Below are 13,338 nucleotides of genomic sequence, written 5' to 3'. Positions count from 1 at the left end.
AAACTCCTTTCATTGTCGTCGAGTGCGCACTCTCCCTCAATTTTAAATAAATCATGGAGATAATAAATCTTCATAATCGTAATTTCATCTTTAAAATCGAAACTCCACACCCTCATTACCTAATCTGGCTATTCAAATATGGATGTAAACGTAAAAAAGGGAGTGTCCTCAGTTACCAGACATCCCTTCGCGGCCTTGCCCCCACATTCTTATAACCAAAGCAGCGGTTGTCGGATGGCCATATTTCGACGCACCTCTGAACTCGTCGGGCTTTTATCAAGCTCGTGCCACAGCTTCAGCAAATCATCAGATTCGTAAGCAAGCCCCGCGAATAATAGAAATGATATCCCGACAGGCCACTCTTCAAAGCACTCCACATCATGTCTATAAGGCCATGCAGCTTTATTCATCAAATAGGGTGTCAGAAAATCGATTCCCTTCCGAATTCCCCTTCCATCGGGTAATTGATAATCCCATAGGTTATCGTTCGGAGTCGAAAGAATATGGCAGAGAGTGACCAGATTATCCAATGCGAAGATGGAATAAGCGTAAGGCTTAGTTCGCGCCAATTCCCTCGGCAAACTGCCGTTCTGATCCATTTGTTCAGCCAGCAGGCGGGTCTTGAATTGTTCCCGGCAATAAGCAAGCATTTGTTGATTTCCAGTCATCCTTCCAAATGCCGCTGCTTGCACAAACCAGCAGATCCCATGATTATTGGACGCGTCCCTTTCCTCAATACCTTGATGGTGCGTGCTTATCCAATTCAAATAACTGGAGAACCAATCCACGAGGCCCAACCTTGTCGATTCCTCCACAGATAATGCCGATTGTAAAGCATTTACGGCAACCGTAACGTCGATCAAGTGGAGTGTATCGATAATCCCGATTCCCCTTCCCTCGCATACGCCAGGAATCGCTTGGGCGTACAGCAGATGCGGATTCATTCGGGTCTGTTCATCCAAGAAAAACCCCTTCAAAAGCTGTATCGCTTTTGCCGCATACCGTTCGTCCTCCGTAATCCGATAGGCCGAAGCCAACCTGACCACATGCGACCTCATAAGCCGCAGCGTGCTCCGATGGTGATCGAAATTGCCAGGATTACTTTCACCATCGCGGCGAATATACGGAAGTCCGTCCATCGTATCCGGATTCGGCCACCAGTAGTCTCCATTCGAATAATAATCATGCAAGCCTCCAGGACTTCCAGGAGCAATATGATCTGTTATATGTATCACCGGAGCGTGAAGCGAATCCTCCGCATCATGGAGAATTCTGTCCATATCAAAGTAATCTTTCCATTGTTCCTTGTTTAACTTTAAGATCTCCATCATTAGGCCCCTCCCTGCAAACTAATATCCTTCTACGATGCAACATTTGTAAAAGCAATTGGCCTATGACTTGCTAATTCCATAATGAAATCAGCAGGTCACAGGCCTGTTTGCTAGAAAATACGATTCTTCCAGCCTAGCAGTTTTGCAATAGCCTCAACATAGTAATAGTCTCCATAGATCAAGGAAACATCAATGTTCTGCCCAGCGGGTAAATTGCCAGTTCCGCCACGTAGGATCGCCTCATGCTCCGGTTGATCCCATGTCGCATAGTTCTGGGTCAAGGAAAGCAGAATCCGTTCAGCTGCCCGCCGATAAAGTGCGCCCTCTACGGATGGGAGTGCATCAGCCAGCTCAAGCAAACCAGACGCAGCGCAGGTTGCCGCAGATGTGTCGCGCGGGAGACCCTCCAATGATTCGTCTGCGCGGAAATCCCAATGCGCTACATGATCCTCTGGCAAGCAAGCAAGGAAATAGTGCGCTACGCGTCTAGCCGCATGGAGATATTTGGTATCTCCTGTGTAACGGTACGTGTTGGCCATACCATGCAGCGCCCATGCTTGCCCACGGCTCCAGGAGGATTGAGGTCCTGCCCCCTGCCCGCCAAGAGATTCGATGAGTTCACCCGACCTAGGGTCAAAGCTAAGAATGTGATTCACAGATCCATCTTCTCGGATAAAGTGTTCCACCACCGTATCTGCATGCGCCTTGCCTACATGCTCAAATCGCGGATCAGCAGACTCTTGTGCAGCCCAAAACAATAGAGACAAGTTCATAGACGAATCTACGATAGACCATCCGATTTTTTCTTGATTCCAAGCTCTCAGAAACTGACCTGCCAGATTGAAGCGTCCCGTTAAGAAGTTTGCCGCGAACAGCCCCCGGCGCTTGCCGTCCTGATCGCCTGTCAGCTTGTATTTGATAATCGCCGTGGGCAGGAATTGAAAGCCTACATCATGATGGTAGTTGTTAGCCTCGATCATCTTCTTTTCAAACTTCTCGTCCCAGCTCCAAGCCGCTTTTTTGTAATGCTCCTTGCCGGTCATTTCGTGCATTATCCACAGGATGCCTGGCCAAAAACCGGATGTCCACCAATCGTGCCGCATGTCATCGTAGATACCGTCTTCCTTAGCCACATGCGGAGATTTATCCCCTAGCTGCTCGATCATTCTATCTACTTTTACCTGCAGCGCCTCCCATACGAGTGGTAGTGCCTCCTTCATGCTTGCCGCGTTCTTCCACTTGTCAGCTTGAATCGTTGTCTTGTTTTCCATTCGATTCGCTCCTTTGGTTTTATTGTAAAGTGATAAAAGCAGTTGCCAAACCTTCACACTTCGCGCTAACTACCGAAGTCGGTAGATGAGCTACCTTACCTGCTTTGAAAGCAGCCATGGCTGGTCCGCCCGCAGAGATGAACGCGGTCTCATCGATAGCTGCTGCACTCCCCCCCCGCGGGTCGATATAAATCCCCGCACGTCCAGTTGCCAGCTGTACAAGCCGCGAGCCATGGATCGTGCCAAGACCATCAAGCAGTTTGCCATCGCCGCTAAGTCCGAAACGAATGAAATGAGAAGCATCTGGACAAAAAACACCCTTCTCGTCAAACATACGCGCTTCCACATAGATACGACCATCGTCCTGCTTCACTGACGTAAGCTGAAGCTCCGTCGGCTCCCCCCATGTCTCTGTCTGGTAGTTGAAAGTCAGCTCATCTTTCACGATGATGCCTTCCTTCTCTGCGATGACCTGCACATGGTTCATGCCAGGATTGAAGGCAGTGTTCCAACGCAGACCCGCACATGGAAAATCTTTGGAATCTCGCTGTTTCACGCCTAAACTAACCCCATTAAGGAAAAGCTCCGCCTTAGAGCAGTTGGAATAAACCTTTAGGCACTTCTGCTCATCCTCAGCCCCCCAACGGACTGGCATCGTGTGACCGTAGATACGCACCATAGGTTCTTTAGACCAATAAGATTGGAATACATAAAAAGCTTCCTTCTTCGTCAAATCACGTTCAACGATTCCCTTCATATTCAGATATGGAATCGGTGAATCCGGGCGGACTGGCGTGGCGAAATCCTTGAAGGACCATTGTGCTGCACCTGTCAGCCAATCCATCCCCTCTTGGCATTTTAAATACCAATCGATCATTTCACAGAAGTAGGTCTCCGACCAATCCCCATCACGAGAGACACGCGTTTCGCCTCCTGTCAGTAAATAATCCCCATCTCGCTCTTCGGTAGCTCCGTTTCCGCGAGGGATATACTCGAAACCGGTGTATGTTTTCTCCACATGCCGAGTTGGCAAATTATCAGCCCCCCATTCCATATGGAAAAAGGAGTCTACCTGTTCAAAGGCCATCCTGGAGCTTTTCTCGTAGTCTGTGTATATACCTCGATACCACCCTGCCCAAATGGATGGCGAGTAGACATCAATAATATCTTTGCAAAACTCACATCGCCGTATCGCTATCAGACGCCATGCATCCAACTGGTGTGACAGGTCATGAAGCTCTTTCATAAAGCCACGGATTTCTTCCTGATCAAAATAATCAAAATCGCATTCCCAATCATTTTCATTGCCAAGCCCCCAAAGAATCACGGACGGATGATTGTAATGCTGAGAGATCATCGCGCTTAGCATATCGCGACATTGCTGCCGGTAAGCTTCGCCCCCTAACCCTCCACGGCACCAAGGGATTTCCTCCCAAACCAATATGCCGAGCTCATCGCAAAGATTCAGTACAATTCTCGATTGCTGGTAATGCCCCAGCCGAATAAAGTTAGCGCCCATGCTCTTAATCAATCGCATTTCTTCACGAATCATTTCTTCTGTCATCGCAGGCCCAACACCGGCATGATCCTCATGTCGATGTGTACCGCGAAGCAATAACCGCTCACCATTAAGCTTGAAAGGACCTTGTTTCATGAACTCAAAGAAACGAACTCCGAATTTCTCGTTAACCGTAGTCTCTCCATGGACACTCGAAAGTGTCACCTTACAACCATACAAGACAGGTTGATCCGTCGACCAGAGCTGAGGTGTATCAAGCTCGAACACGGTTAGCTCCTTATCACCTTCCCACGGCATTGAGCTCACATTTGAAACCGCTATCACTTTGCCCGTTGGGTCCGTTAATTGGATCGTCAATTGCAGGTTTTCGTTCAAGCCCTTCGGATTATTTAGCGCAGCGCGAACTTTCACCGTACAGGAGGATATCGAATCCGAGCCGGTTACCATCGACTTTTGCAAGGCTTGCGTGTCGGTCTCTATATGTACTTTCTCTAGCGACATCGCTGGCACATAGACCAGATTCAGATAGCGATATACACCGCCATATAGGTGGAAATCACTAGCATCTGACGGAATCGTCTCAAGCTCACGGCTGTTATCGCACAAGACGGCTACGGGAACTTTACCCTCATAGCGTTCAATTTTCCGCGCTCGTTCGGCTGCTTCCGTTATATCAACCGTGAATTCATCGTAACCCCCAAGGTGTTCTCCCACCTGCTCGGTATAAACAAATACGCTAGAACGCTGTCCAGCTCCTTCGAAGTGCAAGAGCGTTCGACCGTTCGGATACGGATTGTTTACCTCCAGCTTTGTACGATACCAGCCCTGACCTTGATAGTACTTACTGTCTGGGTCCATCGTATCCAAAGCATTGTAAGAATGCGGAAGCTCTACTTGCTTCCATGGGACATTATAGTGATTTTGGAGCTTATCGCCCCGCCATACCTCCCACACGCCTCCTAGACTCCCACAGTAATGCTCCCAATTCTGATTCAACCGTTGACCAAGCAATGTCTATCACTCCCACCGAAATTCTTGCCCTCAGTATAGCAAAAATCAATCGAACAGAGTGTAGTGCTCTTATGATAAAATGTTGTTGTATTATGATTTAACAGATTTGAGAAGAGGGGAGTCATTCGGACCATGAAGGTAATGAATTACTTGAACCTTAATCAACACCCTGCACATCTTCAATTTTACCGAAATCGGACAAATGCATTTGCTGAAATCTATCACGCACATCAAGGTATGGAAATCCTTATCGTCCACGAAGGTACCGGTACAGTCATTGTGGAACAACAAATTTTCGACCTGGCTCCTGGTATGCTCTTTTACTTCAGACCTTTCCAGCTTCATCGGATTCGTATGAACGAACTAACCCACCAAGCGTACATCCGATCTTTTTTCTTATTCGAACCTGCACTGCTTGATGGCTGTTTGGCAGCGTTCCCTTCCACACGTGAATTTTTCCAGAAGTTTTGGAAAGACCCCTTGTCTATTCAAAAGATCAGCGGACTAGACACAGAGGCTCTGCATAACTTGCTTCAAGCGCACCATCAAACAATTGAGCATGCCAAACCGGAACATTTGCTGGAAGAGCAATTGTTCTTCTTGACCAACCTGATGCATCATTTGAAAACTTCCTATCCATTAACCGGCTACAACCTATCCACTGAGCGCAATTCCAAAGTAAAGTCCTCATCCATTGCTGAGAAGGTCATGGAATGGATTGAACTCCATTACATGGAGCCATTTGAGCTTAATCAACTTGCACAGGCCATTCATTTATCGCCAAATCACATATCAGCTGTCTTTAAGCAAATCGTAGGCAGCAGCATTACCGAATATTTGACTGCTAGACGCATTCGTCAAGCCTGCTTATTGCTTAAAACAAGTGACATCTCTATACAGGGAATCGGGCAGGCTGTAGGTCTGGGGAACTTCTCTTATTTTTGCCAAATGTTTAAGAAACACGTGGGATTGACCCCCTATCAGTTTAAAAGTACGTCAGACCAGCCATGAAAGATTCATATATTAAAAACAGCAAGACAAAAGAGGACTATCCCATAGCCCTCTATCTTTTCCTTAGCGCCCTACGGATACTTTTTGATCAAGATGATAATATTTAAATAACCTCAGATTTTTCAAGCTATTTGGTAGGGCTTGATTCCTTGATTCAAGAACTTCTGCCGGCAATTTGAACAATGTTGAAAGGTTTTTGGGGAGTGTTTGGTTGGGGACAGGAACTTTCTTTCTACCTGGGATAAAGTTTTTAAATGAAGCGATCTGGAAGCCCCAATCTCCGAAAGAAGGGACATAAACATTGTAGCTTTTCGTCTTCATACCTATGCTTTTCAACGTATGATGAATGCTCCAATATACTCGCGGCATATCTTCTGTGGAATTGGATTGGATGACAACGATACCGCCTGGAGCAAGCGATTTTACTACACGTTGAAGAAATTCTTTTGTGTACAACTTACTAATCACTTTGTCTGATGGATCGGGAAAATCAACGATAATCACCTGATAGGATTTGGACGTAGGGAAAAATAATTTTGCATCCATTTTATGAACCTTTACACGTTTATCAAATAATGAACGATGATTTAATGTAGATATGGGCTTTCTTTTGGCCATATTGATGATTTTCGGATCCAACTCAACCAGATCAACCGTTTTTACATCCTTGTATTTAAGCACTTCTCGTACTGCGAATCCATCGCCACCGCCTAATATCAAAACATTTCGGCGACTAGGCGACATCGTCATTGCCGGGTGAACAAGTGCCTCGTGATAAAAGCGTTCATCCAATGAACTGAATTGCAGCTGCTTATCCAGATACATCCGTACATCTCTGGCTTCGAGCAAGACTATATTTTGATAACGACTTTTACCTTTATATATGATTTTAGGTTTCCTTTGCAATAAATGCTTTAGTGTGTATTGATCCCATATATCCCCCCGCATTTGATTAGAGTTTGGTTTTTTAGGTATCAACTTTTTCATCCTACTTGGAGTCTTTGTCATTTTTTGCAATGATTTCACCTCACATAATAATTACAATCTCCTATTTTCCAAACAAATTAAAATTATGATATTCCATCATTTTCGAGAAAGTGTGGGCTGCGGTTCTCCTCGAATTGCCTATGACTGGACAGTGGGGCAGTTTTTTTATCAGAAAAGAGTGATTTGAATCTATCGGGCTGTTATCGGCTAGATCATTGGGTCCAAAGAATTAATGGGGTGCAGGATTCCCTTATAGGCAAAGGATGCATTGCCGGTTTCCTCTGAAACGACGAGTACAAGAGCATCGGTTCGCTCTGTCAAGCCTATCGCGGCACGGTGTCTTGTCCCCAGTTTTTTGTCAACCGCTATATTAGATACTGGCAAAACATTCGCAGCCGAAACGATTCGATCGGATTGAATCAATAGGGCTCCATCATGCAGCGGATTGCCAGGGTAAAAGATCGCTTCCAATAACGAGTAAGTCAGCGTTGCTTCTAACCTAATGCCAGAGTGCATAAACATATCCAGCAGATCGTTCCTCTGGATTACGATTAAAGCACCATGCCTACGTTCCGACAGATGCTGAATGCAAATGGACAAGTCTAAATAATGGGATGTGAATGAGGATAAATAACATTGCAAATAAAAGGAAGCAGCTATGGATTCGACTTGTTTGAAGGCTTCGCGAATGTCGTCAAATCGACTTAAAAGACAGTTATTTTCAACATTATCTAAGGTATCCAGGCTGCACTCTATTTCAGCGGAAATGTGGCGTAGTTGTTGCTTCAACTGTTCTTTCATCGGGGATATGTCACAAATTTCTTGCTGCACTCGTTACACCTCAAAACTTCATTATTATATTCACGAAAACGTTAATCAACCTTCCGTATACCTATGAATTAATATGTACATTCTTCCTTATATGTATTACTTTAAATGTAATCGTAACCTGCTTAGATCGGAAACAATCCTAAAAAAAGAGGACCCACAGCAACCTGCTGCGGGTCTTAGTTTACATTTATTTTTCTTCATTACCATTTCATATAAACAACACTACATCTCAATCAGAAACAATTCTTCCAAATCCTTATCTAGCAAATCACTCAATTTCTTAGCTGTGGATGGGCCCACTGATTTAATAGATCGTTCAAGCAGACTGATATATGCATGGCTTAAACCCGAGTGCTTCGCCAACTCTCTCTGGGAGTAACCTTTAATGACTCTCGCTTTAATAAAAACATCGGTCTTCGCCAAGATCTTGATATTCATTCTGCCATAGACCCCCGTTCTCATTTTGTTCCCCTCACAAACATTATACCATCGAGATTTTACTTATGCAACCATTTTTGTTTACATAAGTAACCAAATGTGGATCAATTTTATCCGTTGCTCCAATTGTAATTACATTAGTAAACTGCTACTATTATATCGTTTACTAATGTTTACTTTTGTTAGTGGGGGTGAGTGAGAGTCTATGTATTTCTACGATAAATTAAAAGATATGCGCAAATTAAAAGGCTTCACCATCCGCGAGCTTGCCGACCGTTCAGGAGTCTCAGCAGCTTATATTTCCCAACTAGAGAACGGGAATCGCGGCATACCTTCACCGGAAGTATTAATGAAGCTGTCAGAAGGGCTTAACACTTCCTATTCCGAACTGATGGATATCGCTGGATATCTGGAGTCCTCTCCGTCTGAACAGCAATATCAAAATAATCCCGTTAATTTGCGACGTTTTCTCCGTGAGAATGAGCTTATGTTTGATGGTTTTGTACTTACGGCTGAAGATAAAGAATGGGTCGAGCGCATGCTGACCGTCTTATTTTGGAAAGACCGTCAAACGAATACATCCGACGGTCAATGATTCTTTCTTATTTCACAAGACCGTTTCGAACAATTCTTGTCATCATTTCTGTGTTCGGGTACTGAACTTCTTCATATTGCTTAACCACGTCTTCAATCCGATACGGAACACGTTCAATCGAGGTTCGAATTTGTCCATCTTCAATTTCTACAATGGCATAAGCAGCCTTTGGCATACCGTCAAAAGGCAGACCTACACTTCCGATATTCAATAGTATTTTACCTTCCATATAACGGATAAATGGCCTGTGGATATGAGCATAAATGAATATATCCGCATCCGATGCGGACATTAACTTCGACTTTAGCACCTCATCGCCAGCACCTGGAAGAACTATTTCGAACAAGCTATCTGGCGTCGCATGGAACGCATGAATTGCGATACCTTCTATCTCAAGCTTCATTTCAGTGGGCAGACTCGCCAAATATTCGATATCCTGCCCGTCCAATTGCGCAGCCGTCCACTCCCGTTCCATCCTCATCATCTCAATGACCTGCTCCGGAACTTCCCCTTGATTTATACCGCGCACAACCCATTCATCTGCGTTTCCTTTAATGACCTGCGTATGTAAGGATCGGACCAATGCAAGTGATCGTTTGGGATCCGGTCCTCGGTAGCAAAGATCACCAAGTACATAAACGCGGTCAATCTTATTCTTCCTTATATCCTGCAGAACGGCTTCCAGTGCGATTGAATTCCCATGTATATCCGAAATAAAGGCTAATTTCACTCGGTTTTCCCCCTGTTTATCACTCACTTCACGATTGGGTAGTCAATCACAATAACATTCTCAATAATTCCCTCTAATGATTTCACGAATTGCTGGTGCGCAGGGTGTGGTCCGTATTGTCGCAGAGATTCTTGATCTTCAAAAGTCACACGAAGCCCTAACGTGTATCCTTGCACATTATCTGTTTCTTCTGTCACATTTACGCCTGCTGATAAATCGACGATCCCAGGGATCTTATTTTTAAAAGACAATAAGGTTTCAAGCAATTCCTTTTCCTTCTGTGGATCTAAATTCTCATTAAATCTGAACGAAACCAGGTGCTCAAACATCATGGCTAAAAAGCCTCCTTTATGTTTATTTTAGAATGATAGACTTTGACCAGGTTCTACGACAACACCCTTAATTCCCTCAGTAGCCAAACTCTCAACAAAAGCCTTCGGATCCTGCTTAATGAGAGGAAATGTGTTGTAGTGCATGGGAACGACCATTTTTGCTTGTAAAAATTGTGCAGCGATAACAGCGTCGCGGGGGCCCATGGTATAGTTGTCACCAATTGGAAGGAAGGCAAGATCGATTGTATTTAATTTGCCCAGCAATTGCATATCTCCAAAAAGACCCGTGTCCCCTGCATGGTATATCGTTTTCCCCTCTACTGTAAGGAGGAAACCACTAGCCATCCCTGTATAAATATTTTCTTTGGTTCCGGGAGGGTTATAAGAAGAATCGTGCAGCGCCAGTGTCATTTTCACTTTGCCAAAGGGAAACTGATATTCTCCGCCGATCCCCATTCCGTGGGTTTTTGCCCCTTGGAAAGACAAGTACCTCCCCAAATCATTGGGTGCAATAATCGTGGCTTCGTTGCGCTTTGCAATCTCTAGTGAATCACCTAAATGATCAGCATGACCATGTGTGACGAGTATGTAATCGGCCTTAATATCTTCCGATTTTGCAGTGGCTAGAGGGTTATGGTTCAAGAAGGGATCAATGATGAGCGTATGCTCCTTTAATCGAATCTCAACACAGCTTTGTCCATGAAAAATAATGTTCATAAAATCGCTCCTTTTTATTTAGCTGATTTCAATGAAGAGTTCTTGGTTGGGCCTGAGCCTATTTTAGCATACTTTTTTTACCACTTGCTTCTTTAAGATTCCCAAATACACGCTTCAGGCTTCTTATCCGGCAAAAAACCACGAAACACCGTAGTCCTTAATTGATGCATGTCGGTTCGCTCCAAATATTCAATCCGGCAGCACAAGCGTGGTTCGATCCACTGCGTTTTGTCTTCCATGAACGTGTTCAATTGCTTAGCTAACATTAAAAACATTTGCTTATCTTCTTGCATAAAACCAAACTCAACCACTCCAACTGGCTTATTCTTCACCGTTCTGAAATTCAAGCCGATTACAAGGCCAAATGGATTCGTTCTGTACCCCAAAATAACAACGTCAATCGTTTTAAAATATTTGATTTTCAGCCAATCGTCACTCTTGGTATCCAGTTGGTATTTGGAATTCTTTCGCTTCGCTACAATGCCTTCCATATTTCGTTCTTTCATTAACTCAAATAGCGCCTTACCTTGACCTCCTACGAACATGGTTGGCATGATAACCGGGGTAGAATCGACGATGTCGCCAAGCCGCTGTTTTCGCTGTGTCAACGATTCAGCCAAATGATCTCTATCTGTGTAAAGGACATCAAATACAACAAATGTTACGGGATGCGTGTTTACAGCGCGATTAATCCTTACTGAATTACTCAACCGGCCACGATAAGAAAAATCATCAAATACCGGTCTGCCACCACGTAAAACAATGCCCTCACAGTCAAAAATCGCCGTATGAGCCTTGATTGCCGATGCTGCTTCCTTTAATTCGGGAAATTTACTGGAAATCAACATACCGTTCCGTGTAAAAGCTTCAATGCGATTCCCCTGCTTATGTATGAGGATTCGCCATCCGTCCCATTTGGGTTCAAATATATAATTCTCGTCATCAAAAGCTTCTTTACCGATACTGACAATCATTGGTTTTATTGGCTCAAAGAGCATTTCTAACCACCCCATAACATCAGTGTGGCACTTTCGTATCCGATCTAAACAGCTTTCAGCCGCTCACACCGATTGCTTCTCTCATTTTCGCATCCAGCCTCTGGAATGCTTTCGTAAGCTCATCTTTGGGTATATTCGCAAAGCGATCACCGATATTTACTTCATAACAACAAGTTGTCTCGCTGCTCTCTCTTACATAGTGGGTTAAGCCCACACCCGTCTCCTCATATAAGTCTACTAATATAGGTTCAAGCTTCTCTTTCGGCAGATCAACATGCACATGAAACATGTTAGTCACAGGTTCTAACGGTTTTGTTACAACGCCATGGCATTGATTATAGTATTCAGCAAGCACTTTGGCTTCTTGATAATACTGATTCATTTTAGGCAATCTCCGTTTGAAATAATAGCTGCTACTTAAGATATACGGATAAAGGCTAATTAAATCGCCTCCGTATCGTCTTTTCCATACTTTAGACTCTTTTGTAAAAGCTTCATTACCTGCAAGTATGGCTCCTGCGATCCCGCCAATCCCTTTGTAAAAAGAAATATATACACTATCAAACAGCTCACAAATTTCTGCTGCTGTTCTTTGATAATAAGGTAGGATTTCGTACAATCTAGCTCCGTCTAGATGCAGTTTAATCCCTTTTTCACGACAATAAGTACAAATGGCAACAAGCTCCTCGTAGTCCGGCAACTGTCCGCCAATTTCACGTTGAGGTAGTTCTATCAATAGGCAAGCTATATCGTCCTTCATCTGAAGAACATCTTCCAGTCGGATCAATCTGTCCTTATCCCCAAGCAAAATAGTTTCAATATGATGCAATTCCTTTAAGCCATCTTCTTCATGTATTTCCAAGTGACTCAGCGGATGATAAGCCACTTTCTTACTACCTTTGCTGTCACACCAGATTCTTAAGGCAATTTGTTGTGCCATGGTCCCACTAGGGAAAAATACGGCTGTTTCTTTACCCAAGAAAGCAGCCATTTCTTCTTGAAAATTTTCGATAAGTTTACCTGAACCATAAACATCACTGTCCAGATTCCCATCACTATCATTCAATACCTCTTTCAAAACCTGAATGTTTCTTTTACTATGACTGCCTACTGGATAAATAGCATTATTAAACGCTTCTAATAATGGGTTATTCTTGCTCATTTGTTTGATCCTCCATTGTCATTTTTTCACTTGGTGAAACAACAGCCGTGACTTATAATCAAACTAACCTGGTTGAAAAGGAGAATAACGATGAAAGAATTCATAATCGGAACAAAGGATCAATTCACATCATTTCCGGCAGAGGTTCAAGTAGAGGATAACCTGTACTTCCTTACGGAAATGGAAGGTATTTATACCCTACTGTCTAGTGTTTGCCCTCATGCCGGTTACACCGTTGACCTTGAAGATGGAGAGCTCGTGTGTCCGCTGCATGGATGGACGTTTGAAGTACATACTGGTCGTTGCCATAATGTTCCAGGTGCTAGACTCCACTCGTATGAAGTCATACTAAGAGACGGCACTCTATTAGTTCAGATGGGTTGATCTCTAAGTATATTTTACCAA

At 44.0% G+C, this 13,338-nt stretch carries 14 protein-coding genes; 3 read left to right on the top strand and 11 right to left on the bottom strand.

All coding sequences use genetic code 11. The features are described from left to right. Positions 1-209 precede the first annotated feature (209 nt). From GC098_RS36165 to GC098_RS36155, 3 genes are all read right to left on the bottom strand, one after another. Complete coding sequence (locus GC098_RS36165) at positions 210-1,331, bottom strand: alginate lyase family protein (RefSeq protein ID WP_246359154.1); 1,122 nt, start codon at positions 1,329-1,331, stop codon at positions 210-212. Positions 1,332-1,441: 110 nt separating this feature from the next. Further along, on the bottom strand, positions 1,442-2,551 hold the full coding sequence (locus GC098_RS36160; RefSeq protein ID WP_171649203.1) for a glycoside hydrolase family 88 protein: 1,110 nt from the start codon (positions 2,549-2,551) through the stop codon (positions 1,442-1,444). Between the two features lie 70 nt (positions 2,552-2,621). Beyond that, a complete protein-coding gene (locus GC098_RS36155; protein ID WP_312880564.1) occupies positions 2,622-5,075 on the bottom strand; it encodes a glycoside hydrolase family 2 TIM barrel-domain containing protein in 2,454 nt (817 codons plus the stop codon). Positions 5,076-5,273: 198 nt separating this feature from the next. Between GC098_RS36155 and GC098_RS36150 the strand changes: the two genes are divergently transcribed. Beyond that, positions 5,274-6,143 (top strand): helix-turn-helix domain-containing protein, encoded by an 870-nt coding sequence (locus tag GC098_RS36150; RefSeq protein ID WP_246359153.1) that lies wholly within the window; start codon positions 5,274-5,276, stop codon positions 6,141-6,143. Positions 6,144-6,206: 63 nt separating this feature from the next. Here the strand turns inward: GC098_RS36150 and GC098_RS36145 are convergent, their stop codons facing one another. The 3 genes from GC098_RS36145 to GC098_RS36135 form a co-directional block, all read right to left on the bottom strand. Further along, the gene (locus tag GC098_RS36145) at positions 6,207-7,130 is read right to left on the bottom strand and encodes a spermine/spermidine synthase domain-containing protein (RefSeq protein ID WP_171649168.1); all 924 of its coding nucleotides are present in this window, start codon (positions 7,128-7,130) and stop codon (positions 6,207-6,209) included. Between the two features lie 207 nt (positions 7,131-7,337). Continuing rightward, on the bottom strand, positions 7,338-7,961 hold the full coding sequence (gene cdaS, locus GC098_RS36140; protein WP_171649167.1) for a sporulation-specific diadenylate cyclase CdaS: 624 nt from the start codon (positions 7,959-7,961) through the stop codon (positions 7,338-7,340). Positions 7,962-8,183: 222 nt separating this feature from the next. Beyond that, positions 8,184-8,399: a helix-turn-helix domain-containing protein gene (locus GC098_RS36135; protein WP_216625547.1), complete on the bottom strand. Its 216-nt coding sequence runs from the start codon at positions 8,397-8,399 to the stop codon at positions 8,184-8,186. A 232-nt stretch (positions 8,400-8,631) separates the two neighbouring features. On the opposite strand from GC098_RS36135, the gene GC098_RS36130 reads away from it, so the two are divergent. Then, on the top strand, positions 8,632-8,994 hold the full coding sequence (locus GC098_RS36130) for a helix-turn-helix domain-containing protein (protein ID WP_246359152.1): 363 nt from the start codon (positions 8,632-8,634) through the stop codon (positions 8,992-8,994). Between the two features lie 7 nt (positions 8,995-9,001). Here the strand turns inward: GC098_RS36130 and GC098_RS36125 are convergent, their stop codons facing one another. The 5 genes from GC098_RS36125 to GC098_RS36105 form a co-directional block, all read right to left on the bottom strand. After that, positions 9,002-9,724: a metallophosphoesterase family protein gene (locus GC098_RS36125; RefSeq protein ID WP_171649165.1), complete on the bottom strand. Its 723-nt coding sequence runs from the start codon at positions 9,722-9,724 to the stop codon at positions 9,002-9,004. 23 nt (positions 9,725-9,747) lie between these two features. After that, the gene (locus GC098_RS36120; protein ID WP_246359151.1) at positions 9,748-10,056 is read right to left on the bottom strand and encodes a Dabb family protein; all 309 of its coding nucleotides are present in this window, start codon (positions 10,054-10,056) and stop codon (positions 9,748-9,750) included. 27 nt (positions 10,057-10,083) lie between these two features. Then, positions 10,084-10,773 (bottom strand): metal-dependent hydrolase, encoded by a 690-nt coding sequence (locus GC098_RS36115; protein ID WP_171649164.1) that lies wholly within the window; start codon positions 10,771-10,773, stop codon positions 10,084-10,086. A 92-nt stretch (positions 10,774-10,865) separates the two neighbouring features. Beyond that, positions 10,866-11,747, bottom strand: a complete 882-nt coding sequence (locus GC098_RS36110; protein ID WP_246359150.1) for an ATP-dependent DNA ligase — start codon at positions 11,745-11,747, stop codon at positions 10,866-10,868. A 79-nt stretch (positions 11,748-11,826) separates the two neighbouring features. After that, entirely contained in the window at positions 11,827-12,933 is a 1,107-nt protein-coding gene (locus tag GC098_RS36105) for a threonine aldolase family protein (RefSeq protein ID WP_171649162.1), read from the bottom strand. Positions 12,934-13,023: 90 nt separating this feature from the next. On the opposite strand from GC098_RS36105, the gene GC098_RS36100 reads away from it, so the two are divergent. Next, positions 13,024-13,317, top strand: a complete 294-nt coding sequence (locus GC098_RS36100) for a Rieske (2Fe-2S) protein (protein WP_171649161.1) — start codon at positions 13,024-13,026, stop codon at positions 13,315-13,317. Positions 13,318-13,338 lie beyond the last annotated feature (21 nt).

The organism is Paenibacillus phytorum (assembly GCF_013141715.1).
Taxonomy (GTDB): domain Bacteria; phylum Bacillota; class Bacilli; order Paenibacillales; family NBRC-103111; genus Paenibacillus_E; species Paenibacillus_E phytorum.
Note: the sequence above shows the minus strand (reverse complement) of the source record. Positions and strands in the feature narration are given on the sequence as shown.